Below are 23,170 nucleotides of genomic sequence, written 5' to 3'. Positions count from 1 at the left end.
CCTATGGCTTGGCAGTAGCCGGCAGTGTAACGGGAAGGGGAGGTTCGCACTGGCAGCTATAACGCTCGCCGGTGTCGATGTTCATCAGGGTCATGGCGCCGCCCCACACACAGCCGGTGTCGAGGGCGAATACGCCGGGTTCATTGCACTTGCCCTCAAGGGCCGCCCAGTGGCCGAAAATGATTTGGGTGTCACGGGTCTTGCGCTCTTTGTGAGCGAACCACGGCTTGTAGCCCGGCAGCGCGGTGTCGGCGCCTTCCTTGCTCTTGAGGTCGAGCTTGCCCTCGGCGGTACAGAAACGCATGCGCGTGAAGTAGTTGGTGATGACCCGCAGGCGCGTGACGCCGCTGAGGTCATTGTCCCACTTCACGGGCTCGTTGCCGTACATGCCATCGAGGTAGGCGGTATAGAGGTTGTCATCGGCCAGGGCGCTCTCGACTTCGGCGGCGCACTTGAGGGCTTTCTTCAGTGTCCACTGGGGCGGGATGCCTGCATGGACCAGGGCCATTTTGCGGTTTTCGTCGTAATGCAGGATTTTTTGCTGGCGCAGCCAGTCGAGCAGCTCGGTGCGATCCGGCGCTTCGAGAATTTCCCGCAGGGTGTCGCCCTTTTTCAGGCGCTCGACGTTATTGCCAGCGGCCAGCAGGTGCAGGTCGTGGTTGCCCAATACGCAGACCAAAGAGTCACGCAGGCCATATAAATAGCGCAGCGTCTCCAGGGATTGCGGGCCGCGATTGACCAGATCACCCACTAGCCACAGGCGATCGTCGGCAGGGTTGAAGGTCACGCGCTCAAGTAGGCACTTGAGCGGTTCCAGGCAGCCTTGCAGGTCGCCGACCGCATACGTCGCCATCAGTGCAGGGCTCCCGGCACGGCGAGGCGGAAGGGCGCGATGACGGCGTCGAACAACTGGCCGTCGGTGGCTTTCATTTGATATGAGCCCTGCATGGTGCCGACTTTGGAGGTCATCACTGTGCCGCTGCTATAGGTATGGCTGGCGCCGCTGTCGATCAACGGTTGCTGACCCACCACACCGGCGCCTCGAACTTCTTCGACCTGACCGTCACCGTCGGTGATCACCCAGTGGCGCGACAGCAGCTTGGCCGGCACCAGCCCGTTGTTTTTCACCGTGATGGTGTAGGCAAAGGCGAAGCGGTTGTGTTCAGGTTGGGATTGATCCGCCAGGAAGCGGGTGACGACGCTGACGTCGATCTGGTAGCGAGGATCGGACATGCAAGAGGCCTTAAAAGCGGAGGACAGCAGATGCGGGTCAGTCTAGGCCAAGAGGAGGGCACTAGGCCAGACATGTGTCTGGCCTTGCTCGGCACTGTCAGTCTGCGGCTGGCGCAGGCTGGATAGCCAACTGGTCGGCCAGGCGCACAAAGGCGGCCAGGTCGAGTTGCTCAGGACGCAAGCTGCCATCGACGCCGGCGGCTTCGATTTCGGCGTTGCTCAGCAGGGCCTTGAGCGTGTTGCGCAGGGTCTTGCGGCGTTGGTTGAACGCTTCGCGCACCACGCGCTCCAGCAATTTGTGGTCCTTGGCCGGATGTGGCAACACAGCGTGAGGCACCAGGCGCACGATGGCCGAGTCGACCTTCGGCGGCGGATTGAACGCGCCAGGGCCCACGTTGAACAGGTGTTCGACGCGGCAGTGATACTGAACCATGATCGACAGACGGCCCCAATCACCACCACCAGGGCCAGCGGCCAGGCGCTCCACCACTTCCTTTTGCAGCATGAAGTGCATGTCGCGAATGATCCCTGCGTTATTCAGCAGGTGGAAAATCAGCGGTGTAGAGATGTTGTACGGCAGGTTACCCACCACACGCAGGCTGTTAGGCTCAGCGTTGAGGGTGTTGAAGTCGAACTTCAGCGCATCACCCTGATGCAGGTTGAAGTTGGGCTTGCCGGCGAACTGCTGGTTAAGGATCGGGATCAGGTCCTTGTCCAGCTCCACCACGTCGAGTTGGCCGCCGCTGGCCAGCAGGCCTTGGGTCAACGCGCCCTGGCCCGGGCCGATTTCCAGCAGGCGATCTTCAGGCTTGGCATGGATGGAGCGCAGGATGCGGTCGATCACGCCAGCGTCGTGCAGGAAGTTTTGCCCGAAGCGCTTGCGCGCCCGGTGTTGGTAATGCTCAGTCATATACGGGTCTCGGCCATCTGATAGGCGGTTTCCAGGGCCACGTGCAGGCTGCCGGTATCGATCTTGCCGCTGCCCGCCAGGTCCAGGGCGGTGCCATGGTCGACGGAGGTGCGGATGATCGGCAGGCCCAGTGTCACGTTGACTGCGGCGCCGAAGCCTTTGTATTTAAGCACCGGCAGCCCCTGGTCGTGGTACATCGCCAGCACTGCGTCGCAGTGCTCCAGATATTTGGGGGTAAACAGAGTGTCCGCAGGCAGCGGGCCGCGCAGGTCCATGCCTTCTTGGCGCAGACGCTCCAGGGTAGGTTCGATGATGTCGATTTCTTCATGGCCCAGGTGACCGCCTTCGCCAGCATGGGGGTTGAGCCCACAGACCAGGATGCGCGGTTGGGCGATGCCGAATTTCTGTTGCAGGTCGGCGTGCAGGATGCGTGTGACGCGTTCCACCCGCTCGGCGGTGATGGCATCGGCAATCTCGCGCAGCGGCAGGTGCGTGGTCACCAAGGCGACCCGTAGGCCGCGCGTGGCCAGCATCATGACGACTTGTTCGGTGTGGGTCAGCTCGGCGAGGAATTCGGTGTGGCCCGAAAACGCGATACCGGACTCGTTGATCACGCCCTTGTGCACGGGCGCAGTGATCATGCCGGCGAAGTCGCCATCGATGCAGCCTTGCCCGGCGCGAGTCAGGGTTTCCAGCACGAACGCTGCGTTGGCTTTGTTCAGTTGCCCGGCAACCACCTTGGCTTGCAGCGGGGTGTCCCATACATACAGGCTGCCGGCGGGGGCGGGCAGGTCGGGCCAGTTGCCAGGCGCTGTGTCCAGCAAAGTGACAGCCACACCCAGCTGCGCGGCCCGCTCAAGGAGCAGGTCGCGGCTGGTGATGGCAATCAGGGGGTGTGGCTGGGGTTGCGAGGCGAGCAGCAGGCACAGGTCAGGACCAATGCCGGCCGGCTCGCCGGGTGTCACCGCGAAACGCTGGGGTTTCACTGAACTGCCTGGTCGGTGCCCGTTGGGGCGCCTGGCAGCTTATTCTCTACGTAGGCTTCGTCACGGATCTGACGCAACCAGGTTTGCAGCTCTTCATCATATTTGCGGTTACGCAATACGTTCAGTGCCTGTTGCTCGCGGGCCTGGTTGGTGTTGTCGGTGGCGCGACGGCCAAGGACTTCCAGTACGTGCCAGCCATATTGGGTCTTGAACGGCTTGGACAGCACGCCTTGCGGGGTGTCGGCCATGACCTGCTGGAACTCCGGCACCAGGGCTTTCGGGTCGATCCAGTTCAGGTCGCCGCCATTGAGGGCAGAACCGGGGTCTTCCGAGAAGCTCTTGGCCAGGGTGGCGAAGTCTTCACCGCTTTCGATGCGGTCATAGATCTTCTGGGCCAGTTCCTTGGTTTGGGCTTCGGTGCGGATTTCACTTGGCTTGACCAGGATGTGGCGAACGTGCACCTCATCTTTGAGCGAAGTTTCGCCGCCACGTTTTTCCAGGAGCTTCAGGATGATGAAACCACCCGGTGTGCGCGCAGGTTGGGTGATGCCACCCACTTCCATCGCACTCAGCTCGCGGTCGAACGGAGGAGGCAATTGAGCCGCTTTACGCCAGCCCATGTCGCCGCCTTCCAGTGCGTTGTCGCTGCCGGACTGGGCGATCGCCATTTGGGCAAAGTCGGCACCCGCCTTCAAGCGATCATAGATAGCCTGGGTTTTTGCGGCGGCTGCGTTGAGCTGCTCGGAGTTTGCGCTGTCCGGTGTCGGGATCAGGATATTGGCCAGGTGCAGTTCTTCGGAAAGCTGCATCTTGCCCAGATCCGACGCCAGGAAGTTCTTCACTTCCTGTTCGGACACCTGAACCCGCTCGGCCACACGGCGCTGACGTACACGGCTGATGATCATTTCACGGCGGATCTGGTCACGGGCGTCCTCATAGGACAACCCGTCGTGGGCCAGGGCTGCACGGAACTGGTCGATGCTCATGTTGTTGCGCTGGGCAATGGTGCCCACGGCCTGGTTCAGTTCTTCGTCCGAAATACGGATGCCGGAACGATCGCCGATCTGCAGTTGCAGGTTCTCGACGATCAAGCGCTCCAGAACCTGCTGGTCCAGAACGCTGGTCGGTGGCACGCCACCGCCACGCTTGGCGATGGTTTGCTGGACTTCCTTGACGCGCTGGTCCAGTTGGCTCTGCATGATCACGTCGTTATCGACGATGGCCACTACCTTATCCAGTTCTTGAACCGCAGCGTGCGCCGATGCGGTGCCCAGGAACAGTGCGCCCAGCACTAGCGGGCGCAGACAATCAGAAAGCTTGGTCTTCACGTTCACGATAACCTTCAATGCCTTTGTCGAGGAAGCTCTCTACCTTGGCGCCGGTCAGGCCGCCGAGTCCTTTGAGGACGATCTGGAAGAAGAGCCCGTGGTCACCCTTTTCGTTAAGCGGGGCGATCTGGCTGTATTCGTCGTTGGAAACCCAGTAACGGTTGATGACGCGCAGTTTCCAGCAGCAGTTGTCGTACTCGAAGCCACCGAAGGCTTCCAGGGTACGGTTGCGAGCGTAGTCATACTGCCAGCGGGTGATCAAGTTCCACTGGGGAATGATCGGCCACATCATCGAGAAGTCATGTTGTTGGATTTTGTAGTAATCCTTCACATAGTTATCTGCGCCAGGCGTGCCGTAGTCGCCACCGAACTGCCATTTGCCGGTCAACTGGTTGTAGACGACCTGGTCATTACGATAGCGATAGCCGACGTTGATGATCTTGTTCGGGTTGTCTTCCGGCTGGTAGTGAAGCATCGCGCTACCGGAACGAGGGCTGTGTTCCTCGGTGTCCCAGTTGTAGTCGGCAGTGGCGCGCCAGTCGCGGTTGAAACGGAACTCGTAGTCCAGGGCTACCGGCGAAACATCGGACTGTGCGTCGGCACGGTCGGCAGCCAGGATGCCCGGCAGTTGAACTTCACGATCCTTGAAGTACAGCGCCTGGCCTACGGATACGCGCTGACGCTCAAAGCCGTTTTCTTCGATCCAGCGGCTGGTCAAGCCCAGGGACAGCTTGTTCTCGTCGCCGATACGGTCAGAGCCGCTGAAGCGGTTGTCGCGGAACAGCGACGAGTAGCTGAACGAGTACTCGCTGGTGTCGAAGACCGGGATATCAGCCTGGTCCTTGTTCGGTACGTACAGGTAGAACGCACGCGGTTCAAGGGTCTGGCGATAGTCTTTGCCGAACCAGTTGGTATTGCGGTCGAAGTACAGGCCGCTGTCGATGCTGGCCACCGGGACGGCGCGGTCCTGAGAGCTCTTGAACGTACCACCGGCATCGCGGGTGCCGGCATTGGCTGCTGCCGTTTGTGCCGCGACGATGTCGTTCTTGCCCTGGCTATCCAGGTCCAAATCGTACTTGGTGTACACATACTTGAGCTTCGGCGTCACAAAGCCGAAGGTCCAGTTCATCGGGTATTCAACGGCAGGCGCAACGTTCAGGCGGGTACCGTTTGCACGGGTCAGGCCTGTGACGTAGGTGTCCAGGCGACGTTCCGTGCCACCGTCTTCATTGATGAAGTCACCGTTCTCCAGGTCGCGGTCGAAACGCACGGCTTCGGCATCGTAGGTGAAGTTCAAGCCACCCGGATGGTACGGCAGCTGACCATTGAAGGTGAGCTGCGGCAGGCGGTTATACGGGGTGACCTGGGAAATCGTCGCCAGTTGGTAAGCCTGCAGGTTCAAGCGAGCCTGGAAGCTGTCGCCGCGATAAGTCACGGCACCTTGCTGGTTCACGTAGTCACGGCTCTCTACGCCTTCCTGGTAGGACTTGAGGTCCTGGAAGTAGTAAGGGTCGCTGATCGTGGTGTAGTCAACTTCGGTCAGTACGCGTGAGTCCAGCCCGCCCTTGTGCTGCCAGTTGAGCATGTAGCGGGTTTTTTCGTAGTCGGTCTGACGCTTGCGCTCGTCGTTGTCGTCGTTCAGGTACGCGCCGCCGAACTGACCTTCGCTGGACTTGGTGAGGTAGCGGAACTCGCCTTCCATCATCATGCCGCGCTTGGTCATGTATTGCGGGTACAACGTGGCGTCGTAGTTGGGCGCCAGGTTGAAGTAGTACGGCGTCACCAGGGTGAAGCCGGTTTCGCTGCCGGTGCTGAAGCTCGGCGGCAGGAAGCCGGATTGACGACGGTCGTCGATCGGGAAATAGATGTAAGGGGTGTACAGGATCGGGATGTTCTTGACCCGCAACGTCGCGTTGGTGGCGGTACCGAAACCGGTGGCCGGGTTCAACGTGATGTTGTTGCCCCTGAGCTGCCAGGCATTGCTGTCTGGCTCGCACGTGGTGTACGTACCATCCTTGAGACGGATGATCGCGTTTTCAGCACGCTTGGCGTACAGCGCGTTACCGCGGATGCGCGATTTGTGCATCACGTATTCGGCGTTGTCGATCTGGGCGGCGCCGGTGTCGAGTTGCACTTCGGCGTGGTCGCCGACGATCAGTGCGCCGTTGTCGCGCAAACGAACATTGCCGTTCAGCTCGCCACGGTTCTCGGCCTGGTACAGGCTGGCTTCTTCAGATTCCAACTGCATGCTGCCCTGGCGCATAACCACGTCACCGGCCAGGGTAGCGACTTGTTGTTCCTGCTCGTAACGCGAGGCCTTGGCGCCGATGAAGGTGGGGGCATCGCTCTTGTTCGTCTTGTCGTTCATGCCAGGACGAATCGGCTCGATGTACGCACCGCCGCAGTACGGGCCGGTTTCGGCCAGCTGCGCTGCGGTCAGCTTCTCGCGTGGGACCCAGTCCAGGTGGCTGTAGTCGGCGCTGCGCGAGCGCAGGCCACGGCCCTTGGATTCGGTGACCAGTGCGGTCTTGGGCTCGGCCTCGGCTTTGCCGCCAGCATCGGCCTGCGCCGTGCTGTTGGCGGAGCTGATGGCAGCGCCATCATGCACCGGGCGTGGTGGTAGCGGGGCTGCGGCGGTTTTCGGCGCGCAATCCCAGGCACCCGAAGCAGAGACTGAGCAGTCATACTGTTCCGCGGCGACCACGAATGAGGTGGCGAAGGGTTGCAAGGCCAGCAGACTGCCGGTTACCAGCAACGGAAATTTTCTACGAAACGCGGGGGATTTCAATGCCATCTTATTAGTCCGGGCTTCCTGCGTGCCATCTGCCCGCGGTTTGGGCCGCACGCCTCTCGATGGTCTGAAAAAGATGCGTGATAATAAAGCATGCCCCGCTTGACGGCTAGCGCCGTCGGAGACCCTTGTAATGCCCGAGCAAGATCTACGTTTACAACAGCTGGAAGTCTGGCTGGATGAGCAGTTGCCGATCCTTTTCAACGCTCAAGGCTGGGGTGCCGTACCCCCGGCCACATTGACCGCGGCCAGCAGCGACGCGAGTTTCAGGCGCTACTTCCGTTGGGAAGGCGGCGGCCGGACCTTCGTCGTCATGGACGCTCCGCCCCCCCAGGAAAACTGCAAACCTTTCGTCGATATCGCACGTTTGCTGGCAAAGTCAGGAATAAATGTTCCAAAAATTTATGCAGAAGATTTGCCGCGTGGCTTTCTTTTGCTCAATGACCTGGGCAGAAAAACCTATCTGGACGTGATTGACGACAAAAACGCCGATGCATTGTTTGCCGATGCCATCGACGCCTTGTTGGCCTTCCAGCAATTGCCGATGGACGCGCCGCTGCCCAGCTATGACGTCGCCTTGCTGCGCCGCGAGCTGGAATTGTTTCCAGAGTGGTACGTGCGCCGGCACCTGGGTATCGAACTGGATACGCAGCAGCAAGCGCTTTGGCAGCGGGTCAGTGATCACCTGATCGACAGCGCCCTGGCGCAGCCGAAAGTGCTGGTGCATCGCGACTATATGCCGCGCAACCTGATGATCAGCGAACCCAACCCCGGCGTGCTGGATTTCCAGGATGCGGTCTACGGGCCGGTCACCTATGACATCACCTGCCTGTTCAAGGACGCCTTCCTCAGTTGGCCCAAGGCCCGCGTGCGGGAATGGCAGCTCGGCTATTGGGAGCGTGCGGGGCAACTGGGCATTCCGGTGCAGGCGAATTTCGACGATTTCCTGCGCGCCAGCGACCTGATGGGCGTGCAGCGCCACCTCAAGGTCATCGGTATCTTCGCGCGCATTTGCCATCGCGATGGCAAGCCACGCTACCTGGCCGACGTGCCGCGCTTCTTTGCTTATATAGAAGCGGTGCTGGCGGACCGTCCCGAGTTGAGCGAGTTGGGTGAATTGCTCGCCAGCCTGCGCCAACCCGCCGAGGCACGTGTATGAAGGCGATGATCCTGGCCGCCGGCAAAGGCGAGCGGATGCGCCCGTTGACCTTGCACACGCCAAAGCCGCTGGTACAGGCCGGCGGCAAGCGCCTGATCGAATATCACCTGGAAGCACTGGCCAAGGCTGGCTTCACCGATATCGTGATCAACCATGCCTGGCTCGGCCAGCAGATCGAAAGCTACCTGGGGGATGGCGCGCAATTTGGCTTGCGTATCCGTTACTCCCCCGAAGGCGAGCCGCTGGAAACCGGTGGTGGGATTTTCCAGGCGTTGCCGTTGCTGGGGGATGAACCCTTCCTGGTGGTCAATGGCGATATCTGGACCGACTACGACTTCATCCAACTCAAGCAGCCGCTCAAGGGCCTGGCCCATCTGGTGATGGTCGATAACCCGGCGCACCACCCTTCGGGCGGTGATTTCTACCTGGATCAAGGTTTGCTTCATGATGCAGCGCCCGGTGCCGATAACCTGACCTTCAGTGGCATTTCAGTGCTCGACCCCAAGCTGTTCGCGGGTTGCAGCGCGGGTGCCTTCAAACTGGCGCCGCTGCTGCGGGCGGCCATGGCCAAAGGCCTGGTAACGGGGGAACACATGGCGGGACGCTGGATCGATGTTGGCACGCTGGAGCGCCTGGCGCAGGTCGAAACACTGCTGACAGCGAGGCAGTAACATGCTGTGGCCAGGGACGCTGATCGGCGCCGGGGCTGGCTATGCCATTGCCAGTATTCCGGGGGCCATGTTGGGGGCACTGTTGGGGCAGGCGTTGGACCGTCGCCTGCAGCTGCACAGTTGGGCGCAGTTGCGCGAGCGCCTGGGTGGTCGCCCGGCGTTGCGCAATGACGAGCTGTTGTTCGTGTTGCTGGGTCGCTTGGCCAAGAGCAATGGCCGGGTGGTGGATGGGCATATCCAGCAGGCGCGTCAGGAGATGCGCTCGCTCGACATGACCGAGTCGGCCCAGCGTCGTGCGATTGCGGCGTTCAATCGCGGCAAGTCCGGTTCCGACCGCGTCCGCAGTTATCTACGTGTGCTCAAGGCTCAACCCCACGCGGCGGAGGGCGTATTGCGCGCGTGCTGGCGCATGGTCTGGGCGGACGGCAAGGCGGATGACGCCGAGCGTGACCTGATCGACCTCTGGGGCAAATGGCTGGGCTGGACGCCGCAACAGTTGCAGGCGCTGGCGGCCGACTACACGCCGGAGCGCAAGCCGCTGGTCAGCCGTGGCCCCTCTTATCAGGACGCGTTGCGCTTGCTGGGGGTGACGGCCACCACCGAGCCGTCTGTGATCAAGCGGGCTTATCGTCGCCTGCTCAGTCGCCATCACCCGGACAAGATCGCCGGCACCGGCGCCAGCCCCGCGCAAGTGCGTGAGGCCACCGAGCGCACTCGCGAATTGCACACTGCCTATACATTGATTCGCGAGCGCCGGGACTTCCGGTAGGTTTCAGTCAGTTTTGGCCTGTGGGCTCAGCCAGCCGCGAACCCTGCGATACAACTGCTCCTGCTCGGCAGCACTGTTGCCGGGCAATGCTTTCAATGACACTTGCTTGTAACCGTCATTCTTTAAACGCTTGGCTGCCTGGACGCGGGCCAGGGCGTTTTTGCGTGATTGGGCGTTGTCCTGATAGAAGACATCGGCGGTCGGCAACTTCAGGGCGGGGGCCAGTTGCTGCACATCTGGATGCCGTCCGTTGGGCGTCTGCGCCCCCACCATCACAAATTTCTGCACTTGGGACGGTTGTTTCTCGCTCAAATAGCGTGCGGCCCACCAGGCACCGGTGCCATGGCCGAGCAGCACTACACTGCGTGCGCTCTGGGTCTGGGCGAAGGCCACGGCGGCGTCGATGCGGTCGAAGATGCGCGAGGCGTCGGTCTTGTCCTGCTCATCGGCACCCGGCACCACCGCCGGGTCGGTGCCTTCGGCTTCGGCGCTGGCGGCCTGCTCGATGGGTTTGTCAGCGGTGCTCGCTTCCTTACTGCTGGTGTCGACAGTGGCCTTGGGCGCTTCCATCACGCGGGGTGGCAGCGTATCCACGCTTACATCCGGCAACGACAGGCTGAGGCTGCCCCAATTGGCGTCCGGCAATTTGTGTCGCAGCGGGCTGATTGCTTGCGGCCAGTCAGCATTTTCGCCGGCGCCGGGGACGATAATTACCACGCCATCGGGCTCGGCGCTGTTGGCGGGTTTCCACAGGGCGAGGAATGAATCGCTGCCGGCCTGCAATTGCTGCTGTTCTTGTTGCGGGATCGTGCGTTCCAGGGCACTGGCTTCTGCCTGGCTGCGCTCGGGCAAGGGTTGGCGCTCGACCGGTTTTTCCGCGGCAGGTGCGGGCGCGTCGGCCGCCTGTGCAGAAAAGGCACTGGTAAAAAGCAGCGACAGGCACAATGCTGGCAGTGCTGAACGGTGAAGAAAGGGCATCGTAAATTCCCGGCCAGAAGTGATTCCAGCAGCCTAATGGGTTGGTCAGTATTTGTCAGTGATGTGAGACGTGGATCATGGGTTTTCGCTGTCTGCTGGTTATCGGCTGTTTGTGCCTTGCCTTGATGGCAAATGCCGCGCCTGCGCCCGTCGCGCCCCAGGCGCAGCTCAATGCGCAGCAACGCGAATGGCTGGCCCAGCACCCGGAATTGCGGGTGGGCCTGGTGTTGCAAGCGCCCTATGCGCAATACGATCGGCGTTTGCAACGGCTGTCCGGGGCGAATGTCGAGTTGATGCAATGGCTGGCCAAGGCGCTGAATATCGAGCTGACCTGGCGTAATTTTCCCAACCAGGAGCAGCTGGAAGCCGCCGTGCGCGACGGCGAAGTGGATATCGCTCCCGGCTTGCAACAAACCCCGGCCGGTTTGCGGCTGTGGTTGTTCAGCGACCCCTACATGCGCGTACCGCAACACATCATCGGCATCCGCGAGGGGGGTGGCGCCGTGGAGTTGGAAAAACTCGATGAGCAATCCCGCGTCGCCGTGCGCATGCCCAGTGCCGTCGCCGATTACCTGCGTGGCACCTATCCCGGCCTCAACCTGCAAGGCGTACCCATGGAGCGCCAGGCCCTGCAATTGTTGGTGAGCCAACAGGCGCGTTATGCGGTGGTGGATGAAGCACAATTGAGCCGCTTGTCCGGCGAGGCGGAGTTTGCCGGCCTGGCAGTGGTGGGCGATATCGGCCTGCCGCAATTGCTGCGGGTGGCCACGCGACGAGAATGGCCGGAACTGGCCGGCATCATGCAAAGCGCCTTGCGTGCGATTCCTGCCCGTGACCTGGATCAACTGCACAACCGCTGGCTGCAACCCAAATACCCACGGCTGACGGAATCCCCTGGCCTGTGGCAAAACCTCAGTCTATTGCTGGGCCTGTTGCTGCTTGCCAGCCTGGCCGTGGTGTTCTGGCAACGCCGCCAGCAACGGGTGCTGGAACACGGCCTGTTGGCCGCGCGGGAAGAAAGCGCCGCCCGCGCCGCGGGTGCCGAGGCCTTACGGTTGACGCAGTTTTCCATCGACCAGAGCACCGTCGGCATCCTCTGGGTCAATTGGGACAGCCATGTGCGTTACGCCAATCGTGCGGCCGAAAGCATGCTCGGCTACGGCGCCGGTACGCTGATCGAGCGACCGCTCGCCGACCTTGACCCGAGCCTGGACATGGACCGTTGGCTCAACCTGTGGAAGCGCGCGCGGGCCAGCGAAGAAGGACCACAGAACTTTGCCACCGACTGTGTGCGCGCCGACGGCAGCGTCCTGCCGACTAACGTGTCGCTGAGCTTCCTGCGTTTTGCCGAAGCCGAATACCTGGTGGTCTACCTCAACGATGTCAGCGAACTCAGGCGGACGTTGGCTGCGCTGCTGCAAAGCGAGGCGCAACTGCGCGAATTGTCTGCTCACCTGGAAACCGTACGCGAGGAAGAAAAGGCGCGTATTGCCCGTGAGGTGCACGACGAACTGGGGCAAATGCTCACCGTGCTCAAGCTCGAAACCTCCATGTGCGAATTGGCTTATGCGCAACTCGACCCCGGCTTGCATGAACGCTTGAACAGCATGAAGCGTTTGATTGCCCAGTTATTTCAATTGGTGCGAGATGTGGCCACTGCGCTGCGCCCGCCGATTCTTGACGCCGGTATCGCTTCCGCCATCGAATGGCAGGCCCGGCGCTTCGAAGCGCGCACACAAATCCCCTGTCTGGTGCAGGTACCGGATAACCTGGCGCCCCTGAGCGATGCCAAGGCCATCGGCTTGTTCCGTATCCTGCAAGAGGCGCTGACCAACGTGATGCGTCATGCACAGGCGCATACTGTGGAGCTGACGCTCGCCGTAGACGGCAGGAATTTGCGGCTGACCATCAGCGACGATGGCGTCGGTTTCGCCCAGGCCCAGGGTCGCCCAGTGTCGTTTGGCCTGGTGGGTATGCGCGAGCGCGTGCTGATCATGGGCGGGCAGTTGAGCCTGGACAGCGCGTTGGGGGAGGGCACCACCCTGAGTGTCACGGTGCCGTTGGATGCATAACACCATGAGGAAGTCCCTGTGATCCGCGTACTGGTAGCCGAAGACCACACCATCGTTCGTGAAGGCATCAAGCAATTGATCGGCCTGGCCAAAGACCTGTTGGTGGTGGGGGAGGCCAGCAATGGCGAGCAATTGCTGGAAACCCTGCGCCACGTGGCCTGCGAGGTGGTGTTGCTGGACATTTCGATGCCCGGCGTCAACGGCCTGGAAGCGATTGCGCGGATCCGTGCGCTGAACAATCCGCCAGCAATCCTGGTGCTGTCGATGCACGACGAAGCGCAAATGGCCGCCCGCGCCTTGAAGGTCGGCGCCGCCGGTTACGCCACCAAGGACAGCGACCCGGCGCTGTTGCTCACAGCGATTCGCAAGGTGGCGGCGGGTGGGCGTTACATTGACCCGGACCTGGCCGACCGGATGGTCTTCGAAGTCGGCCTGACCGATGCCCGCCCGTTGCATTCATTGCTGTCGGAGCGCGAGTTCTCGGTATTCGAGCGTCTGGCCCAGGGCGCCAACGTCAACGACATTGCGCAACAGCTGGCACTGAGCAGCAAGACCATCAGCACCCATAAGGCGCGGCTGATGCAAAAGCTCAATATCACGTCCCTGGCGGAGTTGGTGAAGTACGCCATGGAGCACAAGCTGCTCTAACCACATACCTGATAACGACACCGCGAAAACCCCGCCGGGCCCATTCTTGCTGCTTGCAGCTCGCCCCCTGTCGCTGCACCGTCCCGTGCGCGCCATCCGTGTAGGGCAATCCCTACCCCGAACCTTCCATCCGACTGATGCAATTCTCTCCTGGCCCCCGATTTTCGGGGCCTCGCGCCTGGACTACGCTTGTCTCACAGCAGTCCAAAACACAAAGGTGCGGGTATGAGCGAGGTGGATTCAAATGATGTGCTGGTCAGCTTTCGTGGCGTGCAGAAGAGCTACGACGGCGAGAACCTGATCGTCAAAGACCTCAACCTGGAGATTCGCAAGGGCGAGTTCCTTACCCTGCTCGGGCCTTCCGGTTCGGGCAAGACCACCAGCCTGATGATGCTCGCCGGCTTTGAAACACCGACCGCCGGCGAAATCCAGCTGGCCGGCCGCGCCATCAACAACGTGCCGCCGCATAAGCGCGACATCGGCATGGTGTTCCAGAACTACGCACTGTTTCCGCACATGACCGTGGCCGAGAACCTGGCGTTCCCGCTGTCGGTGCGGGGCTTGAGCAAGACCGATATCAGCGAGCGGGTCAAACGCGTATTGAGCATGGTCCAGCTTGATGCGTTCGCCCAGCGCTACCCGGCGCAACTCTCCGGCGGCCAGCAACAGCGCGTGGCATTGGCACGTGCGCTGGTGTTCGAACCGCAACTGGTGCTGATGGACGAACCCCTCGGTGCCCTCGACAAGCAACTGCGCGAACACATGCAGATGGAGATCAAGCACCTGCACCAGCGCCTCGGCGTGACCGTGGTGTACGTGACCCACGACCAGGGCGAGGCGCTGACCATGTCTGACCGGGTGGCGGTATTCCACCAGGGTGAGATCCAGCAGATCGCCGCGCCGCGCACCCTTTACGAAGAACCGAAGAACACCTTCGTCGCCAACTTCATCGGCGAGAACAACCGCCTCAACGGCCGCTTGCACAGCCATACCGGCGAGCGCTGCGTGGTGGAGCTGGCGCGCGGCGAGAAGGTCGAGGCGCTGGCCGTGAATGTCGGCCAGATCGGCGGTCCGGTGACCCTGTCGGTGCGCCCGGAGCGCGTCAGCCTCAATGGCTCCAGCGAAAGCTGCGTCAACCGCTTCTCTGGGCGCGTGGCCGAATTCATCTACCTGGGCGACCACGTGCGCGTGCGCCTGGAAGTCTGCGGCAAGGCCGATTTTTTTGTGAAACAACCGATTGCCGAGCTGGACCCAGCCCTGGCGGTCGGCGACGTGGTACCGATTGGCTGGCAAGTCGAGTACGTTCGCGCACTCGACCCACTTCTAGAGGCGAATTGATCGCCCCCTTGGCTTCACCAACCCTGCACGTGGAGAGAACAACAATGTTGAGATCCCTGAAGTATTCCGCCCTGGCTTTGGGCTTGATGGGCGCGACACAGGCCATGGCAGGCCCGGACCTGACGGTCGTGTCCTTTGGCGGCGCGAACAAGGCGGCCCAGGTCAAGGCCTTCTACGCCCCGTGGGAAAGCGCGGGCAACGGCAAGATCATCGCTGGCGAGTACAACGGTGAAATGGCCAAGGTCAAAGCCATGGTCGACACCAAGAGCGTGTCCTGGGACCTGGTGGAAGTGGAGTCGCCGGAATTGTCTCGTGGCTGCGATGAGGACATGTTCGAACCACTGGACCCGAAACTGTTCGGCAACAGCGCCGACTACGTGAAGGGTGCTATCCAGCCGTGCGGCGTGGGCTTCTTCGTGTGGTCCACCGTGCTCGCCTATAACGCCGACAAGTTGGCCAGCGCGCCGACCAGTTGGGCGGATTTCTGGGACACCAAGAAATTCCCCGGCAAGCGCGGCCTGCGCAAAGGCGCCAAGTACACCCTGGAGTTCGCACTGATGGCCGACGGCGTCGCGCCGAAGGACGTGTACAAAGTGCTGGCCGGCAAAGATGGCCAGGACCGAGCGTTCAAGAAACTCGACGAACTCAAGCCATCGATCCAGTGGTGGGAAGCGGGCGCACAGCCGCCGCAATACCTGGCTTCGGGCGACGTGGTGATGAGCTCGGCCTACAACGGCCGCATCGCCGCCGTGCAAAAAGAAAGCAACCTGAAAGTGGTGTGGAACGGCGGTATCTACGACTTCGACGCGTGGGCGATTCCTAAAGGCCTGGCGAAAGACCGCGCCGAAGCGGCGAAGAAATTCATCGCCTTCTCGGTGCAGCCACAGCAGCAGAAGACCTACTCGGAAAACATCGCCTACGGCCCGGCCAACACCCAGGCCGTGCCGTTGCTGGCCAAGGACATCCTCAAGGACATGCCGACCACCCCGGAAAACATCGCCAACCAGGTGCAGATCGACGTGAGCTTCTGGGCGGATAACGGTGAGCAACTGGAGCAACGCTTCAACTCCTGGGCCGCCAAGTAACCAGCAACGCCGCTAAGCCCATGTGGGAGCGGGCTTGCTCGCGAATGCGGTGGGTCAGTTAACACCTGCATCGACTGACACTCTGCTTTCGCGAGCAAGCCCGCTCCCACAGGGGATCTGCTGTGTTGGGCAGATTGCATTCATTTTCATCATCGGAGTTTGCCATGGCTATCGCCATTCCTGGCCCCACCCTCAAGCAGCGCCTGGCGCGTGCCGAGCGGCTCAATCGCTGGAAGGCCCAAGCCTTGATCGCGCCGCTGGTGCTGTTCTTGCTGCTGGTGTTCCTGGTGCCGATTGTTGCGCTGCTGTTCAAAAGCGTCGGCAACCCCGAAGTGGTCGGCGGTTTGCCGCGTACGGTGGTGGCGGTGACGGCCTGGGATGGCCGCGGGTTGCCGGGCGAGCCGGTGTACCAGGCCCTCAGTGAGGACTTGGGCGAGGCCCGTCAAAATCAGACCTTGGGCGATCTGTCCAAACGCTTGAACATGGAACTGGCCGGCTACCGCAGCCTGCTGACCAAAACCGCGCGGGCGCTGCCCTTCAGCGAAACGCCTGCCTCCTATAAAGAAGCGCTGGAAAACCTTGATGAACGCTGGGGTGACCCGGCGTACTGGCAGGCGATCCGGCGCAATACCAGCAGTCTTACCCCGTTCTATCTGCTGGCGGCCGTCGATCACCGCATCGATGACCTCGGTGAAGTGGCGCCGGCCACGCCGGACCAGGCGATTTACCTGGACATCTTCGCCCGGACCTTCTGGATGGGCCTGGTGATCACGGCGATCTGTCTGCTGTTGGCCTATCCGCTGGCGTACCTGCTGGCCAACCTGCCAGCCCGCAAAAGCAACCTGCTGATGATCCTGGTGTTGCTGCCGTTCTGGACCTCGATCCTGGTGCGAGTCGCCGCGTGGATCGTGCTGCTGCAATCCGGCGGCCTGATTAACAGCGCACTGCTGGGCATGGGCCTGATCGATAAGCCGCTGGAGTTGGTGTTCAACCGGACCGGCGTCTACATCTCCATGGTGCACATCTTGCTGCCGTTCATGATCCTGCCGATCTACAGCGTGATGAAGGGGATTTCACCCACCTACATGCGCGCGGCGATTTCACTGGGCTGTCACCCGTTTACCAGTTTCTGGCGCGTGTACTTCCCGCAGACCTACGCCGGTGTCGGAGCCGGTTGCCTGTTGGTGTTCATCCTGGCGATTGGTTACTACATCACCCCGGCGCTGCTGGGCAGCCCGAACGACCAGATGGTCAGCTACTTCGTGGCGTTCTACACCAACACCAGCATCAACTGGGGCATGGCCACGGCACTGGGCGGCTTGTTGCTGCTGGCCACGGTGGTGCTGTACCTGATCTATAACCGGTTGGTAGGCGCCAGCCGCCTGCGCCTGAGCTGAGGAGACCTTGCGATGCTGAGCCCTTATATGTCGCCCGTCGAACGGGTGTGGTTCTACAGTTTGCGGATTCTCTGCGGCTTGATCCTGTTGTTTTTGATTCTGCCGGTGCTGGTGATCATCCCGCTGTCGTTCAACAGCGGCAGTTTCCTGGTGTACCCGTTGCAAGGTTTTTCGCTGCATTGGTACCAGGACTTCTTTGCCTCCGCCGAGTGGATGCGGGCGCTGAAAAACAGCATCATCGTCGCCCCGGCGGCCACGGTGCTGGCGATGGTGTTTGGCACCTTGGCGGCGATTGGCCTGACGCGTGGCAATTTCCCCGGCAAGGCGCTGGTCATGGCGCTGGTGATTTCACCGATGGTGGTGCCGGTGGTGATCATTGGCGTGGCCAGTTACTTGTTTTTTGCCCCGCTGGGCCTGGGCAATAGCTTCTTCTCGCTGATCGTAGTGCATGCAGTGCTGGGTGTGCCGTTTGTGATCATCACCGTGTCGGCCACATTGCAGGGTTTCAATCACAACCTGGTGCGGGCGGCGGCCAGCCTGGGTGCTTCGCCACTGACCGCATTCCGCCGGGTGACCTTGCCGTTGATTGCGCCGGGGGTGATTTCCGGGGCGCTGTTTGCGTTCGCAACGTCGTTTGATGAAGTGGTGGTGACGCTGTTCCTCGCCGGCCCCGAGCAAGCCACGCTGCCACGTCAGATGTTCAGCGGCATTCGCGAAAACCTCAGCCCGACGATTGCGGCCGCGGCAACCCTGCTGATTGCGTTCTCGGTGTTGCTGTTGCTGACCTTGGAATGGCTGCGCGGCCGCAGCGAGAAACTGCGCACCGCCCAGGTGTAACGACCATTCGCCCGATGAATGGCTGACAACACGCCATAGGGAGCTACTCTTGTGCCAGCCCATCACTTAATAAGAGGCCGCGCACATGAGTACTTCCTCATTCAAGATCGCCCACAAACTGCTGACCGGCGCTGGCGCCATCGAACAACTGGCCTCTGAGCTCACACGCCTGGATGTGGACAACCCGCTGATCGTCACCGATGCCGCGTTGGTCAAGTCCGGCACCGTGGCGTTGGCGCTCGAACACCTGGGCGAGCGCACCTACGAGATTTTTGACCGGGTGTTACCCGACCCGGAAATCGCCATCGTCGAAGACTGCATGCGCGTCTACCGCGAGGGCGGGCACGACGGCCTGATTGGCGTGGGTGGCGGCAGCGCCATAGACATTGCGAAAAGTGTTGCGGCGTATGCCGGCTACCACGGCGCGCTGGCGGATTTGTTCGGCGTCGACCAGGTGCCGCGCAAGGGCCCGCCGCTGATCGCGATCCCCACCACCGCCGGCACCGGCTCGGAGGTGACCAATGTGGCGATTCTCTCCGACAAGGCCGCGCAGCTGAAAAAGGGCATTGTCAGCGACTACCTGCTGCCGGACGTCGCGCTGATCAGCCCGCAAATGACCCTGACCTGCCCGCGCAGCGTCACCGCCGCCAGTGGCGTGGACGCGCTGGTACATGCCATCGAATCCTACCTGTCGCTGAACGCCTCGCCGATCACCGACGCCTTGGCTATCGGCGCAATCAAGTTGATCGCCAGTGCGCTGCCCAAGGCCTACGCCAACCCGGCCAACCTGCAGGCCCGCGACGATATGGCCACCGCCAGCCTGATGGCCGGCATGGCGTTTGGCAATGCCGGGGTCGGCGCGGTGCACGCGTTGGCGTATCCGTTGGGTGGGCGTTTCAATATCGCCCATGGCGTGAGCAATGCGCTGTTGCTGCCCTATGTGATGCACTGGAACAAGCTGGCCTGTGTGGAGCGCATGCAGCAGATTGCCCAGGCCATGGGCGTGAATATCACCGGCTTGAGCGTCAACGATGCCGCCGACCAGGCCGTGGAGGCGATGACGCGACTGTGCGCCGCCGTCGAGATCCCGGCAGGGCTGCGCAGTTTCGGGGTGCCAGAGGATGCGATCCCCGCCATGGCGGTGGAGGCTGCGGGCATTGAGCGGCTGATGCGCAACAATCCGCGCAAGCTCAGCGCGGCCGATATCGAGAAAATCTACCGGGCCGCTTACTAACCGTTGAGTTAGGTCACGGTGCGCGCGGCAAAGCATGAGGTATACAATGCGCGCCATCGTGATTTAGCTCAAAAAAGGTGCGTCATGCAGCCCTTCGTTATTGCTCCATCGATTCTCTCCGCCGACTTCGCCCGCCTGGGTGAGGAAGTGGACAAGGTATTGGCCGCCGGTGCCGACTTCGTGCACTTCGACGTCATGGACAACCACTACGTGCCCAACCTGACCATCGGCCCGATGGTCTGTGCTGCGCTGCGCAAGTACGGCATCACTGCGCCGATCGATGCACACTTGATGGTCAGCCCGGTGGATCGCATCATCGGCGACTTCGTCGAAGCCGGCGCCACCTACATCACCTTCCACCCGGAAGCCTCGCTGCACGTCGACCGCACTTTGCAGTTGATCCACGAAGGTGGCTGCAAGGCGGGCCTGGTGTTCAACCCGGCCACTCCGTTGAGCGTGCTTGAGTACGTGATGGACAAGGTCGACATGATCCTGTTGATGAGCGTCAACCCAGGCTTCGGCGGCCAGAAATTCATCCCCGGCACGCTGAACAAGCTGCGCGAAGCTCGCGCGCTGATCGATGCCTCCGGCCGCGATATCCGCCTGGAAATCGACGGCGGGGTCAACGTCAACAACATCCGCGAAATCGCCGCCGCTGGTGCCGACACCTTTGTGGCTGGCTCGGCGATCTTCAATGCGCCGGACTATCAGGAAGTTATCGACAAGATGCGTGCCGAGTTGGCGCTGGCGCGTCCATGAGCGGCTTTGAGCAGCTGTTCCCCGGCAAATTGCCACGGCTGGTGATGTTCGATCTGGACGGCACTTTGATCGACTCGGTGCCCGACCTGGCGGCGGCGGTGGACGACATGCTGCTCAAGCTGGGGCGCAAGCCGGCCGGGATCGAGTCGGTGCGCGAATGGGTCGGTAACGGCGTGCAGATGCTGGTGCGCCGGGCCTTGGCCAACAACATTGATGCCGAAGGCGTGGATGATGTGGAGGCCGAGCATGCCCTGGAACTGTTCAACGCCGCCTATGAAGACGGCCATGAACTGACCGTGGTTTACCCCGGCGTGCGCGACACGCTCAAGTGGCTGAGCAAGCAGGGCGTGGAAATGGCCCTGATCACCAACAAGCCGGAACGCTTCGTCGCACCGCTGCTGGACCAGATGAAAATCGGCCGGTATTTCCGCTGGATCATCGGTGGCGATACCCTGCCGCAGAAAAAACCCGACCCGGCGGCGCTGTTTTTCGTGATGAAAATGGCCAATATCCCGGCCTCGCAGTCCTTGTTTGTCGGCGATTCACGCAGTGATGTGCTGGCGGCAAAGGCGGCGGGCGTGCAGTGCGTGGCCCTCAGTTACGGCTATAACCATGGTCGGCCAATCGCCGAAGAGTCGCCTTCATTGGTGATTGATGACCTGCGCCTGTTAATCCCCGGTTGCTTGGGAGCTGGCGCTGAGATAACGTTGCCCGATACCGATCCGTCCCCTTCTGGAAATTCCATCGTGGTGGTCACTCGCAAACTCTGGATGAAAGTCATCAAGGCCCTGGCCCGCTGGCGTTGGCGCGCCTGACTGATCCTGGCCGCACTCTGCGGCGCGTTTGCATACCTGACCGTTAGACCCTCAAGCCACGAGGCATATCATGACCCGCGAAGAATTCCTGCGTTTGGCCGCTGCCGGCTATAACCGCATCCCCCTGGCCTGCGAAACCCTGGCCGACTTCGACACGCCGCTGTCGATCTACCTGAAACTGGCCGACGAGCCAAACTCCTACCTGCTCGAGTCCGTACAGGGCGGCGAGAAGTGGGGCCGTTATTCGATCATCGGCCTGCCGTGCCGTACGGTGCTGCGGGTACACGACCATCATGTGAGCATTACCCATGATGGCGTCGAGATCGAAAGCCACGACGTAGAAGATCCGCTGGCGTTCGTCGAAGCGTTCAAAGCGCGCTACAACGTGCCGACCATTGCTGGCCTGCCGCGTTTCAATGGCGGCCTGGTGGGTTACTTCGGTTATGACTGCGTGCGTTATGTGGAAAAACGCTTGGGCAAATGCCCGAACCCGGATCCGCTGGGCGTGCCGGACATTCTGTTGATGGTTTCCGATGCCGTGGTGGTGTTCGATAACCTCGCCGGCAAGATGCACGCGATCGTATTGGCCGACCCGTCCCAGGCGGACGCGTTCGAGCAAGGCCGGGCCAGCCTGGAAGCCCTGCTGGAAAAACTGCGCCAGCCGATCACCCCGCGTCGCGGCCTGGACCTCAGCCGTCCACCGGCCGCCGACCCGGTGTTCCGCTCCAGCTTCACCCAGGATGACTACGAGCGCGCCGTCGACACCATCAAGGAATATATCCTCGCCGGTGACTGCATGCAGGTGGTGCCGTCGCAACGTATGTCCATTGACTTCAAGGCCGCGCCAATCGATCTGTACCGCGCCCTGCGATGCTTCAACCCGACGCCGTACATGTACTTCTTCAACTTTGGTGACTTCCACGTGGTGGGCAGTTCGCCGGAAGTGTTGGTGCGCGTCGAAGACAACCTGATCACCGTGCGCCCGATTGCGGGTACCCGCCCACGTGGTGCGACCGAAGAGGCTGACCTGGCGCTCGAAGAAGACCTGCTGAGCGACGACAAGGAAATCGCCGAGCACCTGATGCTCATCGACCTGGGCCGCAACGACACCGGGCGTGTCTCGGAAATCGGTTCGGTGAAACTCACCGAGAAGATGGTCATCGAGCGTTATTCGAATGTGATGCACATTGTGTCCAACGTCACCGGCGAGCTGAAGGCCGGCCTGACGGCGATGGACGCACTGCGCGCGATTCTGCCGGCGGGCACCTTGTCAGGTGCGCCGAAGATCCGCGCGATGGAAATCATCGACGAGCTGGAGCCGGTCAAGCGTGGTGTCTACGGCGGTGCCGTGGGTTACTTCGCCTGGAATGGCAACATGGACACGGCCATTGCGATCCGCACGGCCGTGATCAAGGACGGGGAACTGCACGTGCAGGCCGGTGGCGGGATCGTCGCCGACTCGGTGCCGGCCCTCGAATGGGAAGAAACCCTGAACAAGCGCCGCGCGATGTTCCGCGCCGTTGCGCTGGCTGAACAGACCCCCAATTCCTGAGGTTTCCCCCATGTTGCTGATGATTGATAACTACGACTCCTTTACCTACAACGTTGTGCAGTACCTGGGTGAGCTGGGTGCCGAGGTCAAGGTGGTGCGCAACGACGAACTGACCGCGGCCGAAATCGCCGCCCTGAACCCGGAGCGCATCGTGGTTTCGCCAGGCCCGTGCACGCCGACCGAGGCAGGCATTTCCCTCGAAGCCATCCAGTATTTCGCAGGCAAGCTGCCGATCCTGGGCGTGTGCCTGGGCCACCAATCCATCGGCCAGGCCTTTGGTGGTGACGTGGTGCGTGCGCGCCAGGTGATGCACGGCAAAACCAGCCCGGTGTTCCATAAAGATGCAGGCGTGTTTCATGGCCTCAATCTGCCGGTGACCGTGACCCGCTATCACTCGCTGGTGGTCAAGCGCGAAACCCTGCCGGACTGCCTGGAGCTGACCGCCTGGACCCAGCTGGAAGACGGCTCCGTCGATGAGATCATGGGCCTGCGCCACAAGACACTGAATATCGAAGGGGTGCAATTTCACCCCGAGTCGATCCTGACCGAGCAGGGCTACGAGCTGTTCGCCAACTTTCTCAAGCAAAGCGGCGGCACGCGCTAAGGAC

The 23,170-nt window shown here is 61.6% G+C and carries 21 protein-coding genes; 14 read left to right on the top strand and 7 right to left on the bottom strand.

The window, feature by feature from the left end; all coding sequences use genetic code 11:
* Position 1 precedes the first annotated feature (1 nt).
* The 6 genes from HX812_RS00185 to HX812_RS00160 form a co-directional block, all read right to left on the bottom strand.
* Complete coding sequence (locus HX812_RS00185; protein WP_038843011.1) at positions 2-853, bottom strand: symmetrical bis(5'-nucleosyl)-tetraphosphatase; 852 nt, start codon at positions 851-853, stop codon at positions 2-4.
* Complete coding sequence (gene apaG / locus HX812_RS00180; protein WP_038843007.1) at positions 853-1,233, bottom strand: Co2+/Mg2+ efflux protein ApaG; 381 nt, start codon at positions 1,231-1,233, stop codon at positions 853-855. The genes HX812_RS00185 and apaG overlap by 1 nt, the downstream gene beginning before the upstream one ends.
* A gap of 97 nt (positions 1,234-1,330) precedes the next feature.
* The gene (gene rsmA / locus HX812_RS00175) at positions 1,331-2,143 is read right to left on the bottom strand and encodes a 16S rRNA (adenine(1518)-N(6)/adenine(1519)-N(6))-dimethyltransferase RsmA (protein ID WP_038843006.1); all 813 of its coding nucleotides are present in this window, start codon (positions 2,141-2,143) and stop codon (positions 1,331-1,333) included.
* Positions 2,140-3,129 (bottom strand): 4-hydroxythreonine-4-phosphate dehydrogenase PdxA, encoded by a 990-nt coding sequence (gene pdxA, locus HX812_RS00170; RefSeq protein ID WP_038843003.1) that lies wholly within the window; start codon positions 3,127-3,129, stop codon positions 2,140-2,142. The genes rsmA and pdxA overlap by 4 nt, the downstream gene beginning before the upstream one ends.
* Positions 3,126-4,463, bottom strand: coding sequence for a peptidylprolyl isomerase (locus HX812_RS00165; RefSeq protein ID WP_038843001.1), 1,338 nt, complete (start codon positions 4,461-4,463; stop codon positions 3,126-3,128). Before HX812_RS00165 ends, pdxA begins: the two co-directional genes overlap by 4 nt.
* Entirely contained in the window at positions 4,438-7,251 is a 2,814-nt protein-coding gene (locus HX812_RS00160; protein WP_038842999.1) for an LPS-assembly protein LptD, read from the bottom strand. The genes HX812_RS00165 and HX812_RS00160 overlap by 26 nt, the downstream gene beginning before the upstream one ends.
* A gap of 130 nt (positions 7,252-7,381) precedes the next feature.
* Between HX812_RS00160 and HX812_RS00155 the strand changes: the two genes are divergently transcribed.
* The 3 genes from HX812_RS00155 to HX812_RS00145 are packed head-to-tail and all read left to right on the top strand — an operon-like array spanning position 7,382 to position 9,847.
* On the top strand, positions 7,382-8,407 hold the full coding sequence (locus HX812_RS00155; RefSeq protein ID WP_038842997.1) for an aminoglycoside phosphotransferase family protein: 1,026 nt from the start codon (positions 7,382-7,384) through the stop codon (positions 8,405-8,407).
* On the top strand, positions 8,404-9,078 hold the full coding sequence (gene murU / locus HX812_RS00150) for an N-acetylmuramate alpha-1-phosphate uridylyltransferase MurU (protein ID WP_038842995.1): 675 nt from the start codon (positions 8,404-8,406) through the stop codon (positions 9,076-9,078). Before HX812_RS00155 ends, murU begins: the two co-directional genes overlap by 4 nt.
* Position 9,079: 1 nt before the next feature.
* Positions 9,080-9,847: a TerB family tellurite resistance protein gene (locus tag HX812_RS00145; protein ID WP_038842992.1), complete on the top strand. Its 768-nt coding sequence runs from the start codon at positions 9,080-9,082 to the stop codon at positions 9,845-9,847.
* Positions 9,848-9,850: 3 nt separating this feature from the next.
* Here the strand turns inward: HX812_RS00145 and HX812_RS00140 are convergent, their stop codons facing one another.
* Complete coding sequence (locus HX812_RS00140; RefSeq protein ID WP_038842989.1) at positions 9,851-10,825, bottom strand: alpha/beta hydrolase family protein; 975 nt, start codon at positions 10,823-10,825, stop codon at positions 9,851-9,853.
* A gap of 77 nt (positions 10,826-10,902) precedes the next feature.
* Between HX812_RS00140 and HX812_RS00135 the strand changes: the two genes are divergently transcribed.
* From HX812_RS00135 to HX812_RS00085, 11 genes are all read left to right on the top strand, one after another.
* A complete protein-coding gene (locus tag HX812_RS00135) occupies positions 10,903-12,897 on the top strand; it encodes a histidine kinase (RefSeq protein ID WP_038842987.1) in 1,995 nt (664 codons plus the stop codon).
* Between the two features lie 18 nt (positions 12,898-12,915).
* A complete protein-coding gene (locus HX812_RS00130; RefSeq protein ID WP_038842984.1) occupies positions 12,916-13,545 on the top strand; it encodes a response regulator transcription factor in 630 nt (209 codons plus the stop codon).
* Positions 13,546-13,770: 225 nt separating this feature from the next.
* A complete protein-coding gene (locus tag HX812_RS00125) occupies positions 13,771-14,883 on the top strand; it encodes an ABC transporter ATP-binding protein (RefSeq protein WP_038842981.1) in 1,113 nt (370 codons plus the stop codon).
* Positions 14,884-14,927: 44 nt separating this feature from the next.
* Positions 14,928-15,968, top strand: a complete 1,041-nt coding sequence (locus tag HX812_RS00120; RefSeq protein ID WP_033898127.1) for an ABC transporter substrate-binding protein — start codon at positions 14,928-14,930, stop codon at positions 15,966-15,968.
* A 164-nt stretch (positions 15,969-16,132) separates the two neighbouring features.
* Entirely contained in the window at positions 16,133-17,365 is a 1,233-nt protein-coding gene (locus HX812_RS00115; RefSeq protein WP_038842977.1) for an ABC transporter permease, read from the top strand.
* A 12-nt stretch (positions 17,366-17,377) separates the two neighbouring features.
* On the top strand, positions 17,378-18,202 hold the full coding sequence (locus tag HX812_RS00110; RefSeq protein WP_017739612.1) for an ABC transporter permease: 825 nt from the start codon (positions 17,378-17,380) through the stop codon (positions 18,200-18,202).
* Positions 18,203-18,287: 85 nt separating this feature from the next.
* Positions 18,288-19,436 carry an iron-containing alcohol dehydrogenase gene (locus tag HX812_RS00105; protein WP_038842971.1) on the top strand — a complete coding sequence of 383 codons (1,149 nt, stop codon included), beginning with the start codon at positions 18,288-18,290 and terminating at the stop codon, positions 19,434-19,436.
* 84 nt (positions 19,437-19,520) lie between these two features.
* A complete protein-coding gene (rpe, locus tag HX812_RS00100; RefSeq protein ID WP_010206952.1) occupies positions 19,521-20,195 on the top strand; it encodes a ribulose-phosphate 3-epimerase in 675 nt (224 codons plus the stop codon).
* Entirely contained in the window at positions 20,192-21,010 is an 819-nt protein-coding gene (locus tag HX812_RS00095) for a phosphoglycolate phosphatase (RefSeq protein ID WP_033898132.1), read from the top strand. Before rpe ends, HX812_RS00095 begins: the two co-directional genes overlap by 4 nt.
* A gap of 70 nt (positions 21,011-21,080) precedes the next feature.
* On the top strand, positions 21,081-22,562 hold the full coding sequence (gene trpE, locus HX812_RS00090) for an anthranilate synthase component I (RefSeq protein WP_025857058.1): 1,482 nt from the start codon (positions 21,081-21,083) through the stop codon (positions 22,560-22,562).
* A 10-nt stretch (positions 22,563-22,572) separates the two neighbouring features.
* Complete coding sequence (locus tag HX812_RS00085; RefSeq protein WP_038842966.1) at positions 22,573-23,166, top strand: aminodeoxychorismate/anthranilate synthase component II; 594 nt, start codon at positions 22,573-22,575, stop codon at positions 23,164-23,166.
* The last annotated feature ends 4 nt before the right edge of the window (positions 23,167-23,170 follow it).

Origin of the sequence: Pseudomonas sp. IPO3749 (genome assembly GCF_013386605.1) — a bacterium.
GTDB lineage: Bacteria > Pseudomonadota > Gammaproteobacteria > Pseudomonadales > Pseudomonadaceae > Aquipseudomonas > Aquipseudomonas azotoformans_A.
The sequence above is the reverse complement of the archived record's forward strand: the minus strand, read 5'-3'. Positions and strand labels throughout refer to the sequence as shown.